We start from the raw sequence: 22591 nt of genomic DNA, 5'->3' as shown, positions 1-22591 counted from the left end.
CCATGAACGTCGTCAACGATAGCCCCACCCGCGAAGCCCCCGGCCTCGTTACCCAACACGCCGTCGATAAAGACTGGTGGCGTGGTGCGGTGATCTATCAGATCTATCCGCGCTCGTTTCAAGACAGCAACAACGATGGTATCGGCGACATTCGAGGCATCACCAGTCGCCTCACCTACATCGCAGATTTGGGCGTTGACGCCATATGGATTTCGCCGTTCTTCAAGTCACCGATGAAGGATTTCGGCTACGACGTCTCGGATTACACCGACGTCGACCCGATGTTTGGTTCCCTCGCTGATTTCGACGCAATGATCGCCGAAGCCCACCGCCTCGGCCTCAAAGTGATGATCGACCAGGTGATTTCTCATTCATCCGACCATCACGACTGGTTCACTGAAAGCCGCTCTTCGCGCGAAAACCCCAAGGCAGATTGGTATGTCTGGGCAGACGCTAAAGAAGACGGTTCACCGCCCAACAATTGGCTGTCAATCTTCGGCGGTTCGGCTTGGCAATGGGACACCAGCCGCTGTCAGTATTACCTGCACAATTTTCTCGACAGCCAGCCCGATCTGAACTTTCACAATATGGACGTTCAAGATGCGCTGCTTGACACCGTACGCTTCTGGCTTGACCGTGGCGTCGACGGCTTCCGCCTCGATACGATCAACTTCTACATCCACGACAAGGAGCTTCGCGATAATCCGGCGCTGGCCCCGGAGAAGCGCAATGCCACCATCGCGCCAGCTGTTAACCCCTACAATTATCAACAGCACCTCTACGACAAGAACCAGCCGGAAAATCTTGATTTCCTAAAACGCTTCCGCGCGCTGCTGGACGAATATCCCGCCGCAGCCGCTGTCGGCGAAGTGGGCGATGCGGAACATGGGCTTGATATTGTCGCGCAATATACGGCCGACAACGACAAAGTGCATATGTGCTACGCGTTTGAATTTCTCTCTCCCGACCCGCTGACACCAGAGCGCGTTCGTGGCGTCGTGGAAGAGTTCGAAACCAAGGCGCCGGATGGCTGGTCCTGCTGGGCATTCTCAAACCATGACGTCGTGCGCCATGCCTCGCGCTGGGCAGACCAGTTTGAGGACCGTGAGGGCTATCTGAAGATGACGGCTAATCTCATCCTGACTCTGCGCGGCTCAGTCTGCCTTTATCAGGGTGAGGAACTTGGCCTCACCGAAGCGCTGCTGTCGCAGGATGACCTGCAAGACCCATACGGCATCCGCTTCTGGCCCGTTTTCAAAGGCCGCGACGGGTGCCGCACGCCCATGGTCTGGACCCACAATCTGAAAAACGGCGGCTTTTCCGAAGCCAAGCCGTGGCTGCCTGTGCCACCGGAACATCTCCACCTCTCCAGCGCCATGCAGGCGGCGGACGAGAACAGCTTGCTTGCCCACTACAAGGAACTCCTGCGCTTCCGCGCCCGTCATCAGGTCTTTGCCAAGGGTTCCATTCGCTTCATCGACACCAAGCCTGGTCTGCTCGCATTTGAACGGGCACAGGGCGAGACACGCATCACTGTTTTCATCAACATGAGCGACCGCGCTACTGAACTGCCGTGGAAAACGGACAAGACCAAGCTGATGTCAGCACCCATTTCTGAAGCCACGCTTGAAGCGGGTATGCTCACCATTCCGCCCTATGGCAGCGCCTTCATCGCCCACGCGGCAGGAGAAAATTCATGACCGCTGTTTCCCTCTCTAATATCAAGAAAAGCTATGGCACGACCCAAGTTATCCACGGTGTCGACCTGGAGATTGACGAGGGCGAATTCGTTGTCTTCGTCGGCCCATCCGGCTGCGGTAAATCGACATTGCTGCGCATGATTGCTGGACTGGAGGAAATTTCCCGCGGCGAATTGGTGATCGACGGAAACCGCGTCAACGAAGTGCCGCCCTCGCAGCGGGGCATCGCCATGGTGTTTCAATCCTACGCGCTTTATCCGCACATGACAGTCTACGACAACATGGCCTTCGGCATGCGCATCGCCAAAGCCTCGCGCGAAGAAATCGAAACCCGCGTGCGCAACGCTGCGCAAATCCTTCAACTGGAAGACTATCTCGACCGTCTGCCCAAGGCGCTTTCAGGCGGGCAGCGCCAGCGCGTCGCCATTGGCCGCGCCATCTGCCGCGACCCAAAAGTCTTCCTATTCGACGAACCCCTGTCAAACCTAGACGCTGCCCTGCGCGTTGCAACCCGCATCGAAATCGCCAAGCTGAAAGAAAGTCTGCCCGGCTCCACGATGGTTTACGTCACCCACGATCAAGTGGAAGCCATGACCTTGGCAGACCGCATCGTCGTGCTGTCGGCAGGTTATATCGAACAGGTCGGCGCACCGATTGAACTTTACGAGCGCCCCGCAAACCTTTTCGTCGCCCAGTTCATCGGCTCCCCGGCCATGAACATCGTGCCTGCCAAAGTCACCAAGACAGGCAAGACCACCACCGTCGCCATACACGGCGGCGGCAAGGTGTCAGTCCCCGTTCCATCGACCGTTGACATGAAAGACCAAACCGTCAGCCTTGGCTTTCGCCCGGAAGACATGGCGCTGGCTACTGGCAAGGCCGTGATGCTGAAAGGGAAGATCACGCTGGTGGAATCGCTTGGCGAAGTGACCAACCTCTACGTGGAGATCGAAGGCCACGCCGAACCAATCGTCGCCAAGATCGGCGGCATCCACGAATACCGCCGCGGCGAGACGGTGAACCTTGCTGCAGACGCGCAAAAAATGCACTTGTTCAACGCAGACGGAAAATCCCTCCTTTACGTGTGAGCACCATGTTCGACCCCGCCAAGCGCAACGCCGACACCACCACGATCATCACTGGCGGCACGCAAGGCTTAGGCTTTGCGGTTGCCGAGCAATTGATGGTCGAGGGCGCAACCCGCTTCGCGCTCGCTGCCCGCAGCGAAGACAAAGGCGAAGCGGCAGCCGGTGAACTGCGCAAGCGCGGCGCGGACGCGATCTTCATTCCGGCGGATATGGCTGTCGTGGAGGACTGCACGGCAATGGTGGAAAAGGCAGTTGCGCATTTCGGCACGGTCAACGGCCTCGTGAACGCCGCTGCCAACACCGAGCGCGGCACGTTGCTCAATACGTCAGTGGAATTCTACGACAAAGTGATGGCGATCAACACACGTGGGCCGTTCTTCACCATGCAAGCCTTTGTGCGCCATTGTCTGGACGCAGGCCACCCAGGCCGTATCGTGAACATCTTGTCTACCGAGCGCCATTGCGGCCAGCCATTTCTGTGCTCCTACGCCGCCTCGAAAGCGGCACTCGGCGTCTTTACCAAAAACGTCGCCCACAGCCATCGCCACGACCGCATAAACTGCAATGCCGTCGCGCCGGGTTGGATGGATACGCCGCAGGAGCATTTGGTACAAACCACCACCGAGGGAAAGCCAGAAAACTGGCTAGAAATGGCCGAGAAGAACGAACCCTTCGGCCAACTGATTAAGCCCCCGGAAATTGCCGGCCTGATAAGCTATCTTCTCAGCCCTCAGATCGGCGTGATGACAGGGGCGATCTTAGATCACGACCAACAGGTAATGGGCGCGCCGGAGGGGTGATGGTCAGAATGGAATATTCCAAGAAACTGAAACCTCTGATCAACACCGTCTGTGATCGATAAGCTCCAGATCAAGAGAATTGATGCCGTTGCGCGGTTGCGGATCTGGACCAATTTTCGGCTTCCTTGCTTCATAGGAGCAAAAGGCTCACTTTATGGCCATGAGACGTCATTCCTCCAAAAAGACCTGCCCGACGGCACGTCGAGAAAGTAGCACGTCATGGAATATTCAGAAAAAGTTGCCAATCACTACGCGCACGGGAAACTCCTGACCGCAATTGAAGCGGGACTGATCGCTCAGGGAATTAGCGCACAGAATGCTAGTGTGGAAGACCTTGCACCGGTTGATGAATTTCACATTGGTGGTCGCATAGCTACTGCACACTTTCTGGACCAACTTGAGATCGAGCCTTCTCAGTCCATACTTGATATTGGGTGTGGTTTGGGAGGGTCAGCGCGCTACGCGGCGAAGACCTACGGCGCAAAGATAACTGGCGTTGATCTGACTCCAGAGTACGTGGAGACAGGGCAAGCACTCTGTGACTGGGTTGGCCTATCTGATCGCATTCAACTTCACCAAGGAAGTGCGCTTTCTCTGCCCTTTGAAGCAAACAGCTTCGACACTGCGTTTATGATTCACGTTGGTATGAACATTCAAAACAAGCGCAGCTTGGTTGCAGAAGTATCTCGTGTCCTCAAACCCCGAGCGAAATTCGGCATCTACGACATCATGAAGACAGGCCACGAACAGCCAACTTATCCTGTTCCTTGGGCCAGCACTTCCGACACAAGTTGGCTAGCCGCGCCTAGTGAGTACCGGGCAGCGTTCCAAGACAATGGATTTGACATTGTAGCGGAAAACAATCGCCATGAATTTGCCAATGAATTCTTCAAAAAAGCAAAAGCTTCAATTGAAGCCGCAGGTGGTCCGCCACCTCTAGGCCTGCATGTTCTAATGCAGCAATTGAGCGTGGAGAAGATCTCAAACATGGTTGCAGCGTTGGTCAAAAACCGAATCTCGCCCATAGAAATGATCGCGATTAAGGGAGACTAGACTGGACCACCTGAACTTTGGTGCGGTGACTAAGTTATGTTGCGAGTCTTAGAGACCTCAGAGCCCTCGCTTTCCATCTGAGGTGGGTTAAACTTTGGCTGCAGGTCAATTCACGGCGGTCAACTGGTGAGGATTACGGTAGGTTTGGTATTTGCTGCAAATACCGACACCGGAGTTCGTATTCCCTAAAAACGCCTAGACTCCCTGCACCTAGAAACCAAAGGCCCCCGCTTCGTGATGAAACGGAGGCCGCTAGGGTAGTCAGATGCTCACCCCTCAGATCGCATCCAACTCCTGTGCTAGGTCGGCCATCTCGGCACCGCCAGCCATCAGGCGGCGGATTTCTTCATGGTCCATGTCGGCGGCCTTGCCCGCGCCGATCACCTCACCCAGCGACAGGAACACGAAACGGTCGGCCACAAGCTGCGCGTGGATTTCGTTGTGAGTGATTAAAATGATGGCAATGTTGCCGTAGCCGCGCACCTTTTTGATCGTCTTCAAAACTTCCATCTGCTGCTTCTGGCCAAGCGCCGATGTCGGCTCGTCAAGGATAAGCACCTTCGCGCCAAAATAAATCGCGCGCGCAATCGCCAGCGTCTGACGCTGGCCGCCGGACATGGTGCCGACTGCCTGAGTCGGGTCAGAAATATCGATCCCGATCTTCACCATTTCGTCGTGGGCGATCTTGTCCATCTCGTCCATTTTCATCAGGCCAAACGGCTTGATGCCCGCATAAAGCTCGCGGCCCATGAAAAAGTTGCGTGTCACCGACATGAGCGGATTGAGTGCCAAGTCCTGATAGACCGTGCCGATGCCAGCATTGCCCGCATCTTGCGGCGAGCGGAAATTGACCGGTTTCCCCTCAACATAGATCTGCCCGCCATTGGGCTGATGCACGCCGGAAAGGGTCTTGATCAGCGTCGACTTGCCAGCGCCGTTGTCACCCAACAGCGCCAGCACCTCACCGGAATGAACCTCCAGATCAACGCCGTTAAGCGCCGTGAAAGGGCCAAAGGTTTTGATGATGCCTTCAAGGCGGATAAGCGGATCAGCCATGGTCAAATCCCTCCCGTAATGCGTTTGCGGATGCTCTCGTTCGCGAAAGCGGCCACCAGAAGCACGGTGCCGAGGAAGACGCGGTAGTAGGAGCCATCGAGCCACGGAATGAAGAACACGGCGTTCTGCACAAGGCCGAATATCACCGCGCCAAACACGATGCCCATGATGGAGCCGAAGCCACCGGTCATCAGCGTGCCGCCCACAACGGCAGTTGCGATGGCTTCCAGTTCTTTAAGGTTGCCCTTCGCGGCATCAGACGTGTTGGTGTCAAACACCTGACAGGCAGCAAACAAAGTGGCGCAGAAAGCGGTGAACATGAACAGGCCAATTTTCACCTTGTTCACTGGCACACCGTTGGCCCGCGCCGCGTCCTTGTTGTCGCCCGTCGCATAAATCCAGTTGCCCAACTGAGTGCGCGACAGCACAATCCAGGCGACGATGGTCAGCCCTATCCACCAGGCTACGCGGGCGTCCAGCCCGGTAACCCACTGCTCGCCCCGGCGGTTCAGGTTGAAGCCCAGTTCATAGGCCCACGTGTATAGAAACTGGAAACTCTCGCCCCCGAAAGCATAAGCCACCCAGCTTTCTTCTTTGAAATCACGAAGTCCGGAAATCTGCGTCGAGCCTTCGTTGAACAGGCGGAAGCACACTTCCGTCAGGCCGCGCAGGAAGAAGAGAAAACCCAGGGTCACGATAAACGAAGACAGCCCCGATCGAACCACAATCGTCCCGATCAGCCAGCCAATCGCCAGCGTCATGCATAGCGTCAGCGCAAACGCCGCCAGCGGCGTCGCCTCTCCCATGCCGAAAGGAAGTCCCCATTTCATCATCATGGCCATCGACATGCCCGCAAAACCGATCATGGAGCCAATGGAAAGGTCAAATTCACCCGCGATCATCAACAGGCAAGCACCTGTCGTAATGATACCCAACAGAGCGATGATCGACAGGTTGTTGCGAATACCAAGCGCGTTGAATGCTAAGCCGTTGGACGCCCAAGCAAGCGCGATAACCACAACGATCATAGCCACAAAAGCACCGATCTCCGGTCTTTGTATCGCTCTGCCGAAAAACCCTCGTTCGGCCAGACGGTCGCTCTCCGAGCGCGAGACATCAGTCTCCGCCATGATAATTCCTCCCCAAAATATAAGAAACAAAAGGCCGGACGGGCTTGTTCAGCACGCCCGGCCAATTGATGTGGCGACACCCAAACAGGACGCCGCCAAAACGCACCGCTTAGCGGTTTACGCCAGCCTGCGATTCCACTTGTGCAGCGTTCGACTTATCGACGAAACCTGGACCTGACGGAATGTTTGAGCCCGGCAACATGCCTGCATTGGAATTGTACAGATGCAGAACGATCACTGGCATGTAGCCCTGAAGGCGCTGTTGCTGGTCAATCGTATAGGCAACTTTGTCTTCTTTGATGAGCTTCATCACCTCTGGCGAAAGGTCGAAGCAGGAAAGATGCGTGCCATCCGCGCCCACCTCAGCAATAGCTTCGGCAGCAGCTGCACACACGTGCGGGCCAGCGGCCATTACGCCATTGATCGAAGGATCAGCCTGCAGAGCAGCGGCGGTACGCGTCTTGATCTGCGCAACGTCGTTGGACACGTCGATCATGTTCAACTCTTGGCCGATACCGTCAAAATAGCCTTGGCAACGATCAACCAAAGCAGTGTTGAACGCTTCCTGGTTCAAGCAAAGGCCTTTTGAAACGCCCTCGCTTTTGGCGCGCTCACCGGCTTTTTGGCCTGCAAGTTTTTCTGGCTGGCCAACGTGCATCAAAGCACCCACTTCGGCGGATGCTTCCAAGCCGGAGTTGATGGTAACAACAGGAATGCCAGACTCGCTAGCAGACTTAATCGCCGGCCCAAGCGCCGCAGCGTCTGGCAGCGAAACGATGATGCCATCAGGCTGCGTCGCAGCAGCGGCTTCAATCAACTTGGCCATGCCAGCCATGTCGCCAGAGGCATCGAAGTTGTATTCAAGTTCGGCACCGACAGCAGCAGCTGCGTCCTTAGCGCCTTTTTCAACCACCGGCCAAAATGGGTCCGTGCCCTGTGTGTGCGTGATCATCACATAACGTTCGGCCAAAGCTGACGTCGACATGGCGAGTGCAGCAATACCTGCAAGCAGAATTTTTTTCATAGTGAGGTTCTCTCCCTGGAACTAAAACGACACCAAACGGTCCCTCCCAGGACGTTCGGCTAGATGGAGCCTATCGGGCTGAATATTTTTTACAAGAGCATGAACCAAATTATTAAACCGATTGAATCGACTTAGCCACTTTCGCGCAATTGAATACAATTTCCACCCTCCCGCGCTTGAGATACCGGCCATATAGTGCAATCTTAAATCACCCGCTTTCGCTGGCGGAGCAGAGTATGGGGTCCATTTTGAGCGAAATCCTAATCACCGGCATCAACGCGCAGCACGGTCGACCGGCATGAGCAGCAGCGCCGCCGCCGCCAACACTGCCATCGATGTTCAGGGCCTTCACAAGAGCTTTGGCGATCTTGAAGTGCTGAAAGGCATTTCAATGCAAGCAACAGATGGCGATGTAATTTCTATCATCGGCGCTTCCGGCTCTGGCAAGTCCACATTCCTGCGCTGCATCAACCTGCTTGAACTTCCGTCAGCTGGATCCATCGCGATCAATGGTGAAGGCATCCGGTTCAATCCGCCCAAGAATGGCGAGATGCATCCGGCAGACAAAAAGCAGATCCAACGCCTGCGTACACGCCTCGGCATGGTCTTCCAGAGTTTCAATCTGTGGCAGCACATGACCGTTCTGCAAAACGTCATTGAAGCGCCCGTCCATGTGCTTGGTGTGCCAAAAGCGGAAGCCAACGAACGCGCGGAGGCCATCCTCAATCGCGTCGGCCTGTGGGAAAAGCGCGACCAATATCCAGCCTTCCTCTCCGGAGGCCAACAACAGCGCGCCGCCATTGCCCGCGCACTGGCCATTGAGCCGCAAGTGATGCTGTTTGACGAACCAACCTCCGCGCTAGACCCGGAGCTTGTGGGTGAGGTGTTGAAGGTTATTCAGGGCTTGGCCGAAGAGGGCCGCACGATGATCCTCGTCACCCACGAAATGAAATTTGCCCGCGATGTATCGAGCAAGGTAATCTACCTGCATCAGGGCTTGGTGGAAGAAGAAGGCCCGCCCAAGCAGGTTTTCTACGACCCCAAAAGCGAACGCTGTAAAGCCTTCGTCAGCTCAATTCACTAACCCTTATAAAAATGCCCCGGGGCTAATGGGGCAAACCAACAGGAGCCACTCCAATGAAAAAACTTCTCACCACCCTCGCCGCAGCCACCATGCTGATGACCGGTGCTGCTTTTGCAGAAATCAAGCTCGGCCTCGACGTTGCGCCGTATCCCCCATTCGCTGACCAAGACGCTTCCGGCAAGCGCATGGGTTTCGAAATCGAACTCGGTGAAGCCATCTGTAAGGCGATGAACGAGACCTGCGTTTGGACGCCCATCGCATGGGACGGCATCATCCCTGCGCTGCAGTCCAACAAGATTGATGCGATCTTCGCGTCCATGTCGATCACGCCCAAGCGCATGGAGGTCATCGACTTCTCAAACAAATACTACAATACGCCAGCCGCCGTGGTTGCAGCCAAAGATATGGACATCGACGGCTCTGCAGAAAGCCTGAAAGGCAAGATCGTAGGCGTTCAGGTTTCCACCACCCACGCCGACTACGCCAATAAGGTTTTCAGCGAAAGTTCCGAGGTGAAAACCTACAGCGCCTTTGACGAGCACAACAACGACCTGATCGCAGGCCGCGTTGATGCCGTGGTAGGCGACTCGCTTGCTTTCAGCGAATTCCTGAAAACCGAAGCTGGCATGAAATTCGAAATCAAAGCCACGCCGACCGATGAAGCAGTATTCGGCAAGGGCGTTGGTGTCGGCGTGCGCAAAGGCGACGCTGAACTGTTGAAGAAATTCAACGATGCAATCGCCAAGGTCCGTGCAGACGGCACCTATGACGAGATTGCAAAAAAGTATTTCGAATTCAACATCTACGGCCAATAAGCCGCTCGACCTTACCTTCTCCCCGTTCGCGGGGAGAAGGTCTTCTGCCGCTCGAACCCCAAATGGCCCATGTTTGAAAGCCTGCAATTGCTGTGGATCGAGCCGCCCGGACGTGGCCTTTCGCTTTTGCAGGGCCTGCTCAGCACACTTCAAATCGCATTGGGCGCGTACGCACTTGGCCTAACAATCGGTCTGCTTGGCGCGCTTGGCAAAATCCACGGCAATGTGGTTTTGCGCTGGGCACTGGAATTCTACACGACGATCATCCGGGCGGTGCCTGAGCTGGTTCTTATCTTACTGCTCTATTATGCCGGTTCCACCGCGCTAAACTCAGTGCTGGTATCTCTGGGCTTTGAAACGGTGGACATTTCAGGACTTGTCGCGGGCATCGCGGTGCTTGGTCTTGTGATGGGAGCCTATTCCACAGAAGTAATTCGCGCCGCCATGTTGGCCGTGCCGAAAGGGCAAACCGAAGCCGCGCTCGCCTTTGGAATGAGCCGCTTTCAGGTTCTGCGGCGTGTGACCATTCCCGCCATGATCCCCTTTGCCCTTCCCGGCCTGTCGAACCTTTGGCTGATCGTAACAAAGGACACTGCCCTTCTTGCCGTTGTCGGCTTCTTTGAGCTGGCAACCGTCACCAAAGCAGCCGCTGGCAGCACACGAAACTATCTGCTTTTCTATTGTGCCGCTGCGGTGTTGTATCTTTGCGTCACGCTCATTTCCAATATGGTTTTCCGCCGTATCGAAAAGCACTACCGTGTGGAAAAATCTGCCGATGCCTCAACCCCTGCCATCGTCGGAGTGCCACGATAATGCGCTGGGATTGGATACCGGAATACGCCGACAAACTGATCTCCGGCCTTTGGCTGACGATCGAGCTTCTGCTCGTCTGCGCCACGCTGGGTTTTCTGCTGGCGATCCCCATTGGCCTCGTACAGGTCACCGGCCCACGCCCGCTGGCGCTGCTGGCGCGGGGCTTCTGCACCTTCATTCGCGGCACGCCGCTGCTCATCCAGCTTTGGCTGATCTATTACGGTCTTGGCTCAATCTTTCCATCCATCGACGGCATACGTGACTCCTTCCTGTGGCCCTATCTTCGCGCAGCTCTGCCCTACGCCATCTTCGCCTTCACACTGTCCGTTGCAGGCTATACCGGCGAAGTCATGCGCGGCGCTTTTGCGGGCGTACCGAAGGGCGAGTTGGAAGCCGCACGCGCGATGGGCATGTCACCCTTCACCGTTTTGCGCCGGGTCTGGTTGCCCCGCGCGGTGCAAAACGTCTTCCCGACTTTGGCAGGCGAATTTGTGCTGACTTTGAAGGCGACACCATTGGCCGCCACCATCACCATCCATGAACTCTTCAGCCGCTCCACAGAAGTGCGGCAAGACACGTTTCTCACCTATGAGCCGCTGCTGCTTGTCGCCGGAATCTACATCATACTCACAGGCATCATCGTCGTCATTTTCCGCTGGATGGAGAACCGCATTCCCAAACCGGCGCAGGCGTGAGATAGGGCCATGACGCGCATTCTGGTCGCCGGTGTCGCGGTTCTCGATTTCATTTTCCACATGCAGGAATTTCCCCGTAAGCCTGAGAAATACCGCGCTACAGGCGCAAACGTCACGGGCGGCGGCAATGCGGCCAATGCTGCTGTTGCCATCGCCCGTCTTGGCGGTGAAGCCCTGCTTGCCGGCCGAACGGGCAATGATGAAGTCGCAGACATGATCGAAAACGGATTGCTTAAAGAGGGTGTGGACACAAGCCTCGTCAAACGCTTTAGCGCCTGCCGCTCATCTTTCTCCTCCATTTACATGGACGCCGCAGGCGAGCGCCAGATCATGAACTACCGCGATATGGAAATCTCGATGGACGCTGCATGGCTGGCGCAAAGCCTGCCAGAAAATCTCGATGCCTGCCTCTGCGATACAAGATGGCCTGACGGCGCTCTGGTCGTCATGGAAGCCGCCCGCTCACGGGGCATTCCCGGCGTCATCGACGCCGAAGCGCCAGTCATGGAGGCAATCGAAGCCGTTCAAGCCGCAAGCCACGTTGCCTTCTCCGCTCAGGGACTGCGCGACTTCACCGGCATAGACAATCTACAAACAGCGGCACTGGATGCCGACAAGAGGCTACAAGGCCACGTCACTGTCACCGATGGCGGAAATCCAGTCATCGATATTATCGATGGAGCGGTCCGTACTTTCGAAGTCTTCCCCATCACGCCCGTCGACACACTCGGCGCAGGCGATGTTTGGCATGGTGCCTTCACCTTGGCGCTGGCACAAAAGCGGTCGCATGAAGAAGCCATCCGCTTCGCAAACGCTGCAGCCGCCATAAAATCCAGCCGCCCCGGCGGACGCGATGCGGCACCAACGTCGTGTGAAGTAAGCCAGTTTCTCGAAAGCCAAAACCCGTGATTGAACCTTTCGGAACCACATCAAACGGCATTTCGGTCGAGCGTATAACGATCACAGGTGGTGGGCTGACAGCCCGCGTCATCACCTACGGAGCAAGCCTGCAGGACCTGCGGCTAGAGGGCCATCTGCCACCGCTTGTTCTCGGCTTCGACACCCTGTCGGCTTACGAAACACACGGTCGCTTTTTCGGCGCAACGGTCGGGCGTTTCGCCAACCGGATCGCAAAGGGGCGTTTCGAAATTGATGGAGTGGCACACCACACCGATCTGAATTTCCGCGAACGCCACACGCTTCACGGCGGCAGCCAAGGACTTGGCGTGAAAGTCTGGAGGATCGAAGATCAAACGCACCACAGCGTTACTTTTTCAATTGAAGATCCGGATGGCGCAATGGGGTTTCCCGGCAATTGCCGCCACACCTGCACCTATTCACTGGAGCCAAACGGCACGCTTGCGATCATCATGGAAAGCAAAACAGATGCGCCAACAATCACATCGCTGGCGCATCATTCCTATTTCATTCTCGATGACAGCGGTTCGTGCCTTGACCACACATTGCGCATCGATGCCAACGCCTATTTGCCTGTCGATGAAGATTTGATCCCAACGGGCGAAATACGCCCCGTTGACAGCACAGACTACGACTTCAGCACGCCTACCCCTCTTCGCCAACGCATCGCTAACGGAGCGTTGTTTGATCACAATTTCTGCCTCGCCAACACACCGCACCCGCTCACTGAGATTGCCGAGGTCGCGTCCCACAAATCGGGCGTCAAAATGATTGTCGCAACCACTGAGCCTGGTCTGCAATTTTATGCTGCGCACGCTATGGATATTCCCGTAACAGGCTTAATGGGTGAACCGTATGGCCCTCATTCCGGCTTCGCACTTGAAACACAAATCTGGCCTGATGCGCCAAATCATGCCAACTTCCCCACACCACTGCTTCGCCCCGGCGAGACGCGTCAACAGACCACTCATTACAGGTTTTCGAAATGAAACTTTCTGGAAAAACTGCCATCGTTACAGGGGGCGCCCAAGGCATCGGTTACGCCATAGCAAAACGCTTTTTGACCGATGGCGCACAGGTCGTGCTTTCCGACGTAAACGATGAAGCGGGCCTGAAGGCAGCAGACGAGCTCAAAAGCATCGGCAATGTCAGCTATATCCACGCCGATGTTGGAGAACGCCTTGACGTTCACAATCTCATCGCTTCAGCCATCGACAAGTTCGGGGATATCGACGTGTTGGTGAATAATGCGGGCATCGTGATCGGTGGCGATTTTCTTGATCTATCGGAATCCGATTTCGACAAAGTGCTGCGCGTGAATTTGAAGGGCGCGTTTATGTGTTCACAAGCCGCTGCGCGCCACATGGTCGAGCGGGTCGAGGCCGGTGGACCGGCTGGCTCCATCATCAACATGTCATCAACCAACGCCAAGCTCGCAATCCCGAGCCAAATTCCGTACACAATATCAAAGGGTGGCGTGCGGCAACTCACTAATGTTTCAGCGCAAGCACTTGCCCCCTACGGCATCCGGGTGAACGCCATCGGCCCTGGCTCCATCGCCACGCAAATGTTGGATTCGGTCAATTCCAATCCTGAAGCCAAGCGCAAAGTGCTCTCACGCACGCCCCTTGGGCGCATCGGCGAGCCGGATGAAATCGCCAGCATCGCATCGTTCCTGGCCTCTAGCGATTCAAGCTACATAACCGGACAGACAATCTACGCCGATGGCGGTCGTCTCGGCCTCGCCTATGTTGTGGATGTGGACAACGACGAAGACTGAGCCGCCGTTGTCCCAATAAAATGATCGCGCAGATCAGCTCTTGTCGTCGCCGTTGCTTCCTTCTCCCAGCGAGGCAAAGTTCTTGAACACCTCATCAGCGCTCTTGTTCTCATCGGCGAGAGGATTGACTACCGCTTCCTGAGTTTCAGACGCAGGCACAAGCGTGTCTTCGGCAGGTGCTTCTGGTGCAGCAGGAAGATACTTCGCAGCCTTGGCCACTTCAAAATCCAGATCAATCTGACTGCAAATGCCAAGCGTGACCGGATCAAGCGGCTGCAGGTTGTTGATGTTCCAATGGGTTCGATCGCGGATTGCGGCAATCGTTGTCTTGGTTGTGCCGACCAGACGGATGATCTGCGCGTCTTTCAGTTCCGGATGGCTGCGCACCAGCCACAAAATAGCACTGGGGCGGTCCTGACGGCGCGAAACAGGCGTGTAGCGCGGGCCTTTTTTCTTAAGCTCCGGCACCCTTACTTTTGGGTCGAGCAGTTTCAAGCGCTTGGTAGGATCAGCTTCAGCAGCCTTAATGTCATCGCGCGAAAGTTGGCCAGTCGACACAGGATCAAGACCTTTGATGCCCTGAGCTGAATCGCCATCGGCAATCGACTTAACTTCCAAATGGTGCAGCGAGCAAAAATTGGCGATCTGTTCGAATGTCAGCGCCGTGTTGTCCACAAGCCATACGGCTGTGGCCTTGGGCATGAGAAGCTGATTTGCCATAGGTCTATTCCTTCACAAAAAGCGCGAATGCCGCGCAGCAGACACAATTCTTCCCCGTTCGCTCGCCCTGTCTTCCTCAGGGTCAAGCCGTGGAGAGTGCCACGTTTTGGGGAGTTGACCTTCAAATAAAGCTGGACAGCCAAAATTGCAAACGAATTAGACGCTCAGCACGATCTTCCCGACATGTTTGCTCTCTTCCATCATTGCGTGGGCCTTAGCAGCTTCAACCAACGGAAACTCCGCGTGCATGACGGGCGCGAACTTGTCAGTCTCGATCAAAGGCCAGACCTCGCGCTGAACCTCCTGCGCCAACGCTTCTTTAAATTCGCGTGATCGCGCGCGCAGGGTCGAACCCGTCAGTGTCAGTCGCTTCAACATCAATTGGGTGAAATTCACCTCGGCTTTCGGCCCGCCCAAAAACGCGATTTGCACAATGCGCCCGTCCATCGCAGCCGCAATTATATTGCGTTGGATATAGGAGCCGCCGACCATATCAAGGGTCAGATCCACACCCTTACCATCGGTGGCATCTTTCACCCGTTCGACAAAATCCTCATTGCGATAATTGATCGCCAGATCGGCACCAAGATCGAGGCAAGCCGCGCATTTTTCTTCGCTGCCGGCGGTGGCAAATACAGTTGCTCCACGCGCCTTTGCCAACTGGATCGCCACCGTGCCAATGCCAGACGTGCCGCCATGCACCAAAAAGCTCTCGCCGCTCTTCAGCCCGCCGCGCTGGAACACATTATGCCAAACGGTGAACACTGTTTCCGGCAAAGCAGCAGCCTGATTGTGCGAAAAGCCTTTGGGTATTGCCAAACAATGTCCCGCATCTGCCACCGCATATTCGGCGTAGCCGCCACCGGAAACCAGCGCACAGACCGCATCGCCATTCTGCCACTGCGAAACGCCCTCGCCCAATGCGACAACTTCGCCAGAGATTTCCAGCCCCGGAGTTTCCGGCGCACCGGGCGGCGGGGGATAGCCGCCGAGACGCTGAAGCACATCAGGCCGGTTCACGCCCGCAGCCTTAACCGCAATCAGCACCTCTCCCTTTGAAGGCGCAGGCACCGGCAAGGCGATCGGCACCAATACATCTGGTCCACCGGGTTCACGGATGGATATCGCTGTCATGGAAGTAGGGAGTTCAGCCATGAAGCGGCCTCCATCGGTGTTGCGAGTTAACGCCTGATTGATCGAAATTCTCGATTCGGTTTAGCATGAAGGGAAGCAAAACGGTCAAAGAGAAAAGACGCAAGCATGTTTGAAGATCTGGAACCGACAACCAAAAACCCGAACACAATTGTCTTGGGCGAAGATGTTTCAACCCTTTCCTTGGTCGAACTGGACGAGCGGGTCGCGCTGCTACAAGGCGAGATCGAGCGCCTTACAACAATTCGTAAAGCAAAAGCTGAAAGCATGAATGCAGCTGAAGCGTTCTTTAAAAAGCCGTAGAAGAATTTGGTTAAATATTAACCATTTTAACCTTTGGTTAAGATTTATGGACGTTAATAGGGGTGTGTTCGGCATTGCTGGACTTGTCGTTTAGATGATTTTTCATTGGAACGTCCTCCCCTGTTAACTTTTGAGGGTCAGTTCGCTGACCCTTTTTTTTGTCCAAATTCGCGTTAGCCATTTTCCCAGAAGTTGCTCACCCCACCTTTAATCCCTTTTCGCGAGGGGCTAGTGTCTTTGAACAAACGATCCGGGGGACTTCAAATGAGCGCAGGCGAAAACACGTCGACCAACGAGGCAGGGGCAAAGCCTGTCTCGCTGGTAGAGCATTTCACCCGCAGCGAAAGTTTCAGTGTGCTGTTCACCAGCGGCATGGAACTGGTGGAGGAGACGGCTGATTTTCTCGACAATGACGGCCGCGCCGCGATCAACAAATTGCCGGAGGCCGCCAAGGCGCTCTACGGAACCGAGTCAATGCGCCTCACCACACGCTTGATGCAGATGGCCTCGTGGCTTCTGTTGCAACGTGCCGTAGCTGAGGGCGAAATGAGCGTTGAGCAGGCGATGAACGAAAAGCAAAACGTGAAACTATCGCAGATTCCACCGCGCGTTGAAGGGGATACGTGGGAGCACCTGCCGGAGAAATTCGTCGCACTCGTGGAACGCTCAATCAGCCTCCAACAGCGTATCCGTCGTCTCGATACCGAGATTTATACTGACGATTTGAAGCCCGGTGATCAGCCAGCGGACAACCCTGTTGCAGCGCAACTGGGTCTGCTCAAAACCGCATTCGGCAACGACTGAAAAAACCAAATTTCAAGGCACATTCTTCGAAACTGACGATCAGTTCATTGCCACGCGCGCAAACGCGACGCGGGTCATAGCGCGACCGGTAAAGCGGTCGGAACGAATTTTCTTGCGGCTGCTTTCGAACCCTGGCGAATAAACCGAGCCGGGCATTATGCGGCGCGTACCTTGGTCGAATGACGGAGCCTGCAGTGCAGCGATCGGGCCAACGCGCGTTGATGTTGCAATCGCCCATTCCTTCACCGTTTCGCCCTCAAGGTTGCCAAGGGCAAGCTCGCCGATCATTGATGCCGTTGGTTGCTGTACCGATTTGTTGGCAACCACCGCAGGCGCTTTTTCTTTCAGAGCAGGCTCATCAGCAGCCTTGGCCGCAACCTTAGGGGCAGCAATCGATTCAGCCGCTGGCGTTGGCACTTGAGAAACGGGAGCAACTTCAGGCTCAGGCTGACGCCAAGAAGGTGTCGTTACGATTGGCGCTGTGGGTTGCAAAGCGGCCTGCAAGACAGGCTTATCAGGTTCTTGCTTGGCCGGCGTTCTTGGCGCAGGCACAGCCAGTTTCGCGACCCTCTGCGTCAACTGTTCTGTTGCGCGCTCAGCAGCACTCAACTGGCGCTGGCGGGCAAGAGCAGTCTGAATACGGCTTTTCAAAGCGTCCAACTCGTCGGCGGTTGGCCCAGACGCTACGGTATTTCCTGTACGCTCGTTCACATCCACCACAGGGCGCACGATTGGAGTTTCAGGCGATGGTGTCGCAAGGGCCAATTCGGTCTGGGCTTCCTCTACAGGCGCTTGCGCAACTTGCGGTTCTGACTCTGGAACAGCGATCCGCGGGCGCGGCGTGGGCACAATCACACGGGCAATCCGCTCCGCAGCTTTCGCCGCTTCATCTTGCTCATTCCCACGTTGTGCAGAAACAGCTGCCACCTCTTGAGCGAACGGGTCAGGGCCCTTCGGCGCGGCAGGCTTCGGAGCAGGCTTCGCGGCCACAGCACGTTTCGGCTTCTTGGCAGGCGTTGGCTTGGCTTCAGCAACGTTCGTGTTGCCTTCACTCTCATCCCCATCGCCACCGGAATTGTTAAAAATACGAGCGAGCAGCGTTGGCTTTGCGCCGGTAAGGCGGCGCGAGCCATCGTAGTTTAAGCCTTTGCGCAGGTTTGCAGCCGCAGTTTTATAGCCCTTCATCTTACGGCCATCAGAAGGCACGTGTATCGTGCGACCGCGCGGAAATACTTTGGACAATTGACGGCGGCTCATGCGCGGCCAGTGGCGCACGCGGCCTGTATCAACGTGAATGAACGACCCGCGGTAGAAGCCGACGCCCCCGGCGTGCGCTTTAAGGGCGAGAGCCCGCAATTTGGAAACCGGTACATCCGGCAGGAAGAAGTCGAGCGCTTTGCCCCGTGTGTGCTGCGAATTCTTGGCAACCTTGCGGCCGCGGCGGCGCAGCATCTTGTTTGTGCGCGGCGAACGATACCCAGAGATCACATGGATAGGTTTGCGCGAGCCGGACGCCTGATAGATTTCCCAGACAATATCGAAAAGCTCCGGGTCCATACGCGTTGGTTCGTTGCGGCGGAAATCGCGCAGGAACCGGTTGAGTTTGCGAAGGCCGCTTTTCTGATATTTGCCGTTCTTCTTATAGGTGACTGTGATGCTCTCTTTCGTATGCGTGTAATACATACGAAGGGTGCGGGTCTCCGCATTGGCGAGAGCAACGCTGGCAAAAGTCAGTAGGAATGCAAGAAGCAAGACAAGCGCACGCAACGCAAATGCAGGCGCGGCAAATGCCGATCCAAACACACGCTCAGCGCTTTTGCAGGTTGATACCCCTAATGAAGCCATGGGCTGCTGAAAGCCTTCTCTCCTGCGCGGCGCAGGCACTGAAACTGAACTCGTTTTCGACCGGCTCTTTGGCGTTCAAAAGGCGCAAGGTTTGCGCTCTGCATGAACCCGCCCGGGCCAGACAATTGCGTGCCCCGCAAATGCGGTGCTTTCGGGGCATTGGCTAGTTTGGTGCCAACACGGTTAATATAGCGTTTCCATCGGCTTTGCAAAAGAGCATTGCAGTGCCAAACCCACTGGATTTACATGCACTTTTGCTAAATCTACGCTGCGTCAGACGCATCTGTAGCAGTTTCCGCGCCATCAAGCCCGTATTCCTTCAATTTACGGTAAAGAGTGGACCTTCCGATCCCAAGGCTACGCGCCACCTGCGCCATACGGCCATCGTGGTGTTCGATGGCAAAACGGATGATATCAGCTTCAAGATCATCAATGCTGCGAAGGCTGCCGGATTGATCAAGCAAAAGACCGTATCCCGCCGCTACACCATCATTTGGATCGTGGTGTTTCTCAGCACCGCTGCCCTCCAAGGAAACAGCTGCAGAGGGATAGATGCTCGCCTCTGTCCCAGTTGCGGCAGCAATCTGGGGAAATTCGTCAATGGTCAGCTCAGTCCCATCACACAAAACAACGGCCCGAAAGATCGCGTTCTCAAGCTGTCGGATGTTACCCGGCCAATCATACGTTTCCAGCATGGCAAGCGCATCTGTGCGGATGTCGGAAATATTTCTACGTCCCTCTTCCAAGCAAATCTGAGCCGTGAAGTGACGAACCAGAGCTGCAATATCGCTTTTCCGCGCTCGCAGCGGCGGAATTGCGATTGGAAAGACGTTCAGCCGATAGTAAAGATCTTCGCGGAACGCGCCCGATTTGACCTGTTCGATCATGTCGCGATTGGTCGCGGAAATGAGCCGGATATCCACCTTAACCGGACGTTTTCCGCCTACGGGATCAATCTCACCTTCCTGGATAGCTCGCAGCAGTTTCACCTGAAGGTCGAGCGTCAATTCTCCGACTTCATCAAGAAACAACGTGCCGCCATCGGCTTCTTTGAACTTGCCCGCGTGTGCCTTGTCGGCGCCCGTAAACGCGCCCTTCTCGTGACCGAATAAAATGCTTTCGGCCAAATTCTCCGGAAGCGCACCGCAATTAACCGTGACAAACGGTTTGCCTGCCCGCTCACTGGAACCCTGAATGGCTTTGGCTATCACTTCCTTACCGACGCCAGATTCCCCTTCGATCAGAATCGGAATGTTCGATGCAGCAGCCCGTTGACCCAGCCTCACCACTTTTTCCATTGCGGGGCTTTCAGCAATCATGTCGTCGAAAGTGAATGTTCCTGCCGTGGTCTTTTGCACTTTCTTCACGACTTGCTCCATCGCGCCCATTTTCAAAGCATTCTGGATGGAAACCCGCAGCCGTTCTGGCGCGGCCGGTTTAACAACAAAATCGCTGGCGCCAGCCCGCATAGCGGCAACGGCGGTGTCTATACTACCCTGTGCGGTTTGCACGATCACCGGCTGTGCCAGCCTGTCGACATGCATTTGGGCCAGCACCCCCATGCCATCTAGGCCCGGCATGATGAGATCCAGCACCACACAGTCAATCGACGTTCCTTGTTGGCCGCGCAAGACAGCCAGAGCCAGCTCGCCATCTTCGGCCAGCACGACGCGGTGGCCGAGTTTGTTCAAAACGCCCTCCAACAAACGGCGTTGTACAGGATCATCATCCACCACCAAAATCGTCGCACTCATATAAATCTCCACAAACAGCCGGCACGCGTTTCCATGCCAAAATGGCACAACTGCTTGAAAGCGTCCTTAAGCAGCAGCGTGAACAAATGGTTACCCAAATCGATTTCCTGCTTTATAGGGGAGCAAGCCTCCACAAGATTCCATCCAGAAAAAGCGCGCCCAACGCCCATGACTTTTATCTTGCGTCCGACCAACGATCCCCAATCCGCAGCCAAAGCAAAAGCCGGTGCAGCCAAATCCGAATTCGGCGACCTGCCAGAATGGAATCTTGATGATCTCTACCCTGGCATGGAATCGGAAGCCTTCAAGAAAGACTTCGATTCCGCCGTGCCGCACTGCGAGGTGTTTTCGACCAATTACAAAGGCAGGCTTGAAGAACTCGCCACTGATCATCCAGACGGCTTGGCAAATGCAATCATTGATTATGAAAAGCTGGAAGATCGTCTGGGCCGTGTTATTTCTTATGCGGGGCTCATTTATGCCGGCGATTCATCAGACCCTGTCCGCGCGAAGTTTTACGGCGACGTGCAAGAACGTCTTACTTCCGCCGGCTCGCACTTGCTTTTCTTCCCGCTGGAACTGAACCGCATCGACACCGGCGTGATCCAGCAAGCGATGGCGAAGAGCAAGCAACTCGCCCACTACCGCCCGTGGATTGAAGACCTGCAGTTAGACAAGCCCCACCAGCTTGAAGACCGCATTGAGCAGCTTTTCTTGGAAAAATCGGCCACTGGCCGCGGCGCGTTCAACCGCTTGTTCGACGAAACGATGGCAAGCCTTCGCTTTAAAGTGAATGGCGACGAAATCGCGATCGAACCGACCCTCAACCTGCTGCAAGACAAAAACCCAAAATTGCGCAAGGCAGCGTCCGATGCGCTTGCTGTCACTTTCAAGGAGAACCTGCGTCTCTTCACGCTCATTACAAACACGCTCGCCAAGGATAAGCAGATCAGCGATCAGTGGCGCGGCTTTGAAGATGTGGCCGATAGCCGTCACCTGGCAAACCGTGTTGAACGTGAAGTGGTGGACGCGCTGGTAACCGCTGTGCGTGATGCCTTCCCGCGCCTATCTCACCGCTACTACGCCATGAAAGCTAAATGGCTGGGCATGGAACAATTGAACCACTGGGACCGCAACGCACCACTTCCCACCGGTTCACAACGTTCCATCGGTTGGGACCAGGCCCGCAAAACAGTGCTGGACGCCTATAGCGGTTTTGCGCCGGAAATGGCCGACATTGCTGCCCGCTTTTTCGATCACAACTGGATCGACGCCCCCGTGCGCCATGGCAAATCGCCGGGCGCGTTTGCGCACCCAACGGTGCCGTCTGCACACCCCTACGTCTTGCTAAACTATCAGGGCAAACCGCGTGATGTGATGACATTGGCCCACGAACTCGGCCACGGCGTCCACCAAGTCTTGGCCGCCGAGCAAGGGGCATTGATGGCCTCCACCCCGCTGACTTTGGCTGAAACTGCAAGCGTCTTTGGCGAGATGCTGACTTTCCGTTCCTTGCTCGATGCAGCCAAAACACCGCAAGAGCGCAAGACAATGCTCGCCGCCAAAGTGGAGGACATGATAAACACGGTCGTGCGCCAAATCGCGTTTTACATGTTCGAACGCAAGGTCCACGAAGAGCGCCGCAACGGCGAATTGACGTCAGACCAGATCAACGAATTGTGGATGTCCGTGCAGGCCGAAAGCCTCGGACCAGCAGTCAAATTTGGCCCCGGTTACGAAACATTCTGGACCTATATTCCCCACTTCATCCATTCACCGTTCTACGTTTATGCCTATGCCTTTGGCGATTGCTTGGTGAACTCTCTCTACGCCGTCTACCAAAACAGCGAAGAAGGCTTTCAGCAAAAATACTTCGACATGCTTCGCGCCGGCGGCACAAAGCACCACAGCGAACTGCTCGCGCCTTTCGGTCTGGACGCCAGCGATCCAACGTTCTGGAGCAAAGGCTTGGCCGTGATCGAAGGCTTGATCGACGAATTGGAAGAAGCGGACGCCGCGCAATCCTGATCTCGCAAAATCAAACTTCCTGTGGCATA

The 22591-nt window shown here is 55.7% G+C and carries 21 protein-coding genes; 14 read left to right on the top strand and 7 right to left on the bottom strand.

Annotation, left to right across the window (positions count from 1 at the left end):
• The first annotated feature begins 2 nt into the window (after positions 1 to 2).
• The 4 genes from bglA (at position 3) to ACFQ14_RS02020 (ending at position 4641) form a co-directional block, all read left to right on the top strand.
• The gene (bglA, locus tag ACFQ14_RS02035) at positions 3 to 1700 is read left to right on the top strand and encodes a beta-galactosidase BglA (protein WP_377211028.1); all 1698 of its coding nucleotides are present in this window, start codon (positions 3 to 5) and stop codon (positions 1698 to 1700) included.
• Positions 1697 to 2788: an ABC transporter ATP-binding protein gene (locus ACFQ14_RS02030; protein WP_377211027.1), complete on the top strand. Its 1092-nt coding sequence runs from the start codon at positions 1697 to 1699 to the stop codon at positions 2786 to 2788. The genes bglA and ACFQ14_RS02030 overlap by 4 nt, the downstream gene beginning before the upstream one ends.
• 5 nt (positions 2789 to 2793) lie before the next feature.
• Entirely contained in the window at positions 2794 to 3588 is a 795-nt protein-coding gene (locus ACFQ14_RS02025; RefSeq protein ID WP_377211026.1) for an SDR family oxidoreductase, read from the top strand.
• Between the two features lie 219 nt (positions 3589 to 3807).
• Positions 3808 to 4641 carry a class I SAM-dependent methyltransferase gene (locus ACFQ14_RS02020; protein ID WP_377211025.1) on the top strand — a complete coding sequence of 278 codons (834 nt, stop codon included), beginning with the start codon at positions 3808 to 3810 and terminating at the stop codon, positions 4639 to 4641.
• Between the two features lie 276 nt (positions 4642 to 4917).
• Here the strand turns inward: ACFQ14_RS02020 and ACFQ14_RS02015 are convergent, their stop codons facing one another.
• From ACFQ14_RS02015 to ACFQ14_RS02005, 3 genes are all read right to left on the bottom strand, one after another.
• Positions 4918 to 5697 (bottom strand): ATP-binding cassette domain-containing protein, encoded by a 780-nt coding sequence (locus ACFQ14_RS02015; RefSeq protein ID WP_377211024.1) that lies wholly within the window; start codon positions 5695 to 5697, stop codon positions 4918 to 4920.
• 2 nt (positions 5698 to 5699) lie between these two features.
• Positions 5700 to 6827, bottom strand: coding sequence for an ABC transporter permease (locus tag ACFQ14_RS02010; protein WP_377211023.1), 1128 nt, complete (start codon positions 6825 to 6827; stop codon positions 5700 to 5702).
• A 109-nt stretch (positions 6828 to 6936) separates the two neighbouring features.
• Complete coding sequence (locus tag ACFQ14_RS02005; protein ID WP_377211022.1) at positions 6937 to 7851, bottom strand: substrate-binding domain-containing protein; 915 nt, start codon at positions 7849 to 7851, stop codon at positions 6937 to 6939.
• Positions 7852 to 8149: 298 nt separating this feature from the next.
• Here ACFQ14_RS02005 and ACFQ14_RS02000 point away from each other — a divergent pair, with 298 nt between their 5' ends.
• The 7 genes from ACFQ14_RS02000 to ACFQ14_RS01970 all read left to right on the top strand — a co-directional run bounded on the left by ACFQ14_RS02000 (position 8150) and on the right by ACFQ14_RS01970 (position 13956).
• Positions 8150 to 8935: an ABC transporter ATP-binding protein gene (locus ACFQ14_RS02000; RefSeq protein WP_377211021.1), complete on the top strand. Its 786-nt coding sequence runs from the start codon at positions 8150 to 8152 to the stop codon at positions 8933 to 8935.
• Between the two features lie 53 nt (positions 8936 to 8988).
• The gene (locus ACFQ14_RS01995; protein WP_377211020.1) at positions 8989 to 9750 is read left to right on the top strand and encodes a transporter substrate-binding domain-containing protein; all 762 of its coding nucleotides are present in this window, start codon (positions 8989 to 8991) and stop codon (positions 9748 to 9750) included.
• A gap of 69 nt (positions 9751 to 9819) precedes the next feature.
• Positions 9820 to 10563: an ABC transporter permease gene (locus tag ACFQ14_RS01990; RefSeq protein ID WP_377211019.1), complete on the top strand. Its 744-nt coding sequence runs from the start codon at positions 9820 to 9822 to the stop codon at positions 10561 to 10563.
• Positions 10563 to 11258: an ABC transporter permease gene (locus ACFQ14_RS01985; protein WP_377211018.1), complete on the top strand. Its 696-nt coding sequence runs from the start codon at positions 10563 to 10565 to the stop codon at positions 11256 to 11258. The genes ACFQ14_RS01990 and ACFQ14_RS01985 overlap by 1 nt, the downstream gene beginning before the upstream one ends.
• Before the next feature lie 9 nt (positions 11259 to 11267).
• A complete protein-coding gene (locus ACFQ14_RS01980) occupies positions 11268 to 12167 on the top strand; it encodes a PfkB family carbohydrate kinase (protein WP_377211017.1) in 900 nt (299 codons plus the stop codon).
• Entirely contained in the window at positions 12164 to 13165 is a 1002-nt protein-coding gene (locus tag ACFQ14_RS01975; RefSeq protein WP_377211016.1) for an aldose epimerase family protein, read from the top strand. The genes ACFQ14_RS01980 and ACFQ14_RS01975 overlap by 4 nt, the downstream gene beginning before the upstream one ends.
• Positions 13162 to 13956, top strand: coding sequence for an SDR family NAD(P)-dependent oxidoreductase (locus ACFQ14_RS01970; protein WP_377211015.1), 795 nt, complete (start codon positions 13162 to 13164; stop codon positions 13954 to 13956). Before ACFQ14_RS01975 ends, ACFQ14_RS01970 begins: the two co-directional genes overlap by 4 nt.
• 33 nt (positions 13957 to 13989) lie before the next feature.
• Here the strand turns inward: ACFQ14_RS01970 and ACFQ14_RS01965 are convergent, their stop codons facing one another.
• Entirely contained in the window at positions 13990 to 14676 is a 687-nt protein-coding gene (locus ACFQ14_RS01965) for a DUF1013 domain-containing protein (protein ID WP_377211014.1), read from the bottom strand.
• A 156-nt stretch (positions 14677 to 14832) separates the two neighbouring features.
• A complete protein-coding gene (locus tag ACFQ14_RS01960; protein WP_377211013.1) occupies positions 14833 to 15831 on the bottom strand; it encodes an NAD(P)H-quinone oxidoreductase in 999 nt (332 codons plus the stop codon).
• Between the two features lie 105 nt (positions 15832 to 15936).
• On the opposite strand from ACFQ14_RS01960, the gene ACFQ14_RS01955 reads away from it, so the two are divergent.
• Together ACFQ14_RS01955 and rcdA are read left to right on the top strand one after the other, a co-directional pair.
• Positions 15937 to 16131: a DUF1192 domain-containing protein gene (locus ACFQ14_RS01955; protein ID WP_377211012.1), complete on the top strand. Its 195-nt coding sequence runs from the start codon at positions 15937 to 15939 to the stop codon at positions 16129 to 16131.
• A 264-nt stretch (positions 16132 to 16395) separates the two neighbouring features.
• Positions 16396 to 16935 (top strand): protease adaptor protein RcdA, encoded by a 540-nt coding sequence (rcdA, locus tag ACFQ14_RS01950; protein ID WP_377211011.1) that lies wholly within the window; start codon positions 16396 to 16398, stop codon positions 16933 to 16935.
• 39 nt (positions 16936 to 16974) lie between these two features.
• Here rcdA and ACFQ14_RS01945 read toward each other — a convergent pair whose 3' ends face one another.
• Both ACFQ14_RS01945 and ACFQ14_RS01940 read right to left on the bottom strand, forming a co-directional pair.
• On the bottom strand, positions 16975 to 18780 hold the full coding sequence (locus ACFQ14_RS01945; protein WP_377211010.1) for a DUF882 domain-containing protein: 1806 nt from the start codon (positions 18778 to 18780) through the stop codon (positions 16975 to 16977).
• 263 nt (positions 18781 to 19043) lie between these two features.
• A complete protein-coding gene (locus ACFQ14_RS01940; protein WP_377211009.1) occupies positions 19044 to 20534 on the bottom strand; it encodes a sigma-54-dependent transcriptional regulator in 1491 nt (496 codons plus the stop codon).
• A gap of 168 nt (positions 20535 to 20702) precedes the next feature.
• Between ACFQ14_RS01940 and ACFQ14_RS01935 the strand changes: the two genes are divergently transcribed.
• Positions 20703 to 22562: a M3 family oligoendopeptidase gene (locus ACFQ14_RS01935; RefSeq protein ID WP_377211008.1), complete on the top strand. Its 1860-nt coding sequence runs from the start codon at positions 20703 to 20705 to the stop codon at positions 22560 to 22562.
• Positions 22563 to 22591: the final 29 nt, after the last annotated feature.

Origin of the sequence: Pseudahrensia aquimaris (genome assembly GCF_042676045.1) — a bacterium.
Classification (GTDB): Bacteria; Pseudomonadota; Alphaproteobacteria; order Rhizobiales; family Rhizobiaceae; genus Pseudahrensia; species Pseudahrensia aquimaris.
The sequence above is the reverse complement of the archived record's forward strand: the minus strand, read 5'-3'. Positions and strand labels throughout refer to the sequence as shown.

Coding starts and splice junctions, on each gene's coding strand:
- bglA (WP_377211028.1), top strand. CDS start 3: ATGAACGTCGTCAACGATAGCCCCACCCGCGAAGCCCCCGGCCTCGTT.
- ACFQ14_RS02030 (WP_377211027.1), top strand. CDS start 1,697: ATGACCGCTGTTTCCCTCTCTAATATCAAGAAAAGCTATGGCACGACC.
- ACFQ14_RS02025 (WP_377211026.1), top strand. CDS start 2,794: ATGTTCGACCCCGCCAAGCGCAACGCCGACACCACCACGATCATCACT.
- ACFQ14_RS02020 (WP_377211025.1), top strand. CDS start 3,808: ATGGAATATTCAGAAAAAGTTGCCAATCACTACGCGCACGGGAAACTC.
- ACFQ14_RS02015 (WP_377211024.1), bottom strand. CDS start 5,697: ATGGCTGATCCGCTTATCCGCCTTGAAGGCATCATCAAAACCTTTGGC.
- ACFQ14_RS02010 (WP_377211023.1), bottom strand. CDS start 6,827: ATGGCGGAGACTGATGTCTCGCGCTCGGAGAGCGACCGTCTGGCCGAA.
- ACFQ14_RS02005 (WP_377211022.1), bottom strand. CDS start 7,851: ATGAAAAAAATTCTGCTTGCAGGTATTGCTGCACTCGCCATGTCGACG.
- ACFQ14_RS02000 (WP_377211021.1), top strand. CDS start 8,150: ATGAGCAGCAGCGCCGCCGCCGCCAACACTGCCATCGATGTTCAGGGC.
- ACFQ14_RS01995 (WP_377211020.1), top strand. CDS start 8,989: ATGAAAAAACTTCTCACCACCCTCGCCGCAGCCACCATGCTGATGACC.
- ACFQ14_RS01990 (WP_377211019.1), top strand. CDS start 9,820: ATGTTTGAAAGCCTGCAATTGCTGTGGATCGAGCCGCCCGGACGTGGC.
- ACFQ14_RS01985 (WP_377211018.1), top strand. CDS start 10,563: ATGCGCTGGGATTGGATACCGGAATACGCCGACAAACTGATCTCCGGC.
- ACFQ14_RS01980 (WP_377211017.1), top strand. CDS start 11,268: ATGACGCGCATTCTGGTCGCCGGTGTCGCGGTTCTCGATTTCATTTTC.
- ACFQ14_RS01970 (WP_377211015.1), top strand. CDS start 13,162: ATGAAACTTTCTGGAAAAACTGCCATCGTTACAGGGGGCGCCCAAGGC.
- ACFQ14_RS01965 (WP_377211014.1), bottom strand. CDS start 14,676: ATGGCAAATCAGCTTCTCATGCCCAAGGCCACAGCCGTATGGCTTGTG.
- ACFQ14_RS01960 (WP_377211013.1), bottom strand. CDS start 15,831: ATGGCTGAACTCCCTACTTCCATGACAGCGATATCCATCCGTGAACCC.
- ACFQ14_RS01955 (WP_377211012.1), top strand. CDS start 15,937: ATGTTTGAAGATCTGGAACCGACAACCAAAAACCCGAACACAATTGTC.
- rcdA (WP_377211011.1), top strand. CDS start 16,396: ATGAGCGCAGGCGAAAACACGTCGACCAACGAGGCAGGGGCAAAGCCT.
- ACFQ14_RS01945 (WP_377211010.1), bottom strand. CDS start 18,780: ATGGCTTCATTAGGGGTATCAACCTGCAAAAGCGCTGAGCGTGTGTTT.
- ACFQ14_RS01940 (WP_377211009.1), bottom strand. CDS start 20,534: ATGAGTGCGACGATTTTGGTGGTGGATGATGATCCTGTACAACGCCGT.
- ACFQ14_RS01935 (WP_377211008.1), top strand. CDS start 20,703: ATGACTTTTATCTTGCGTCCGACCAACGATCCCCAATCCGCAGCCAAA.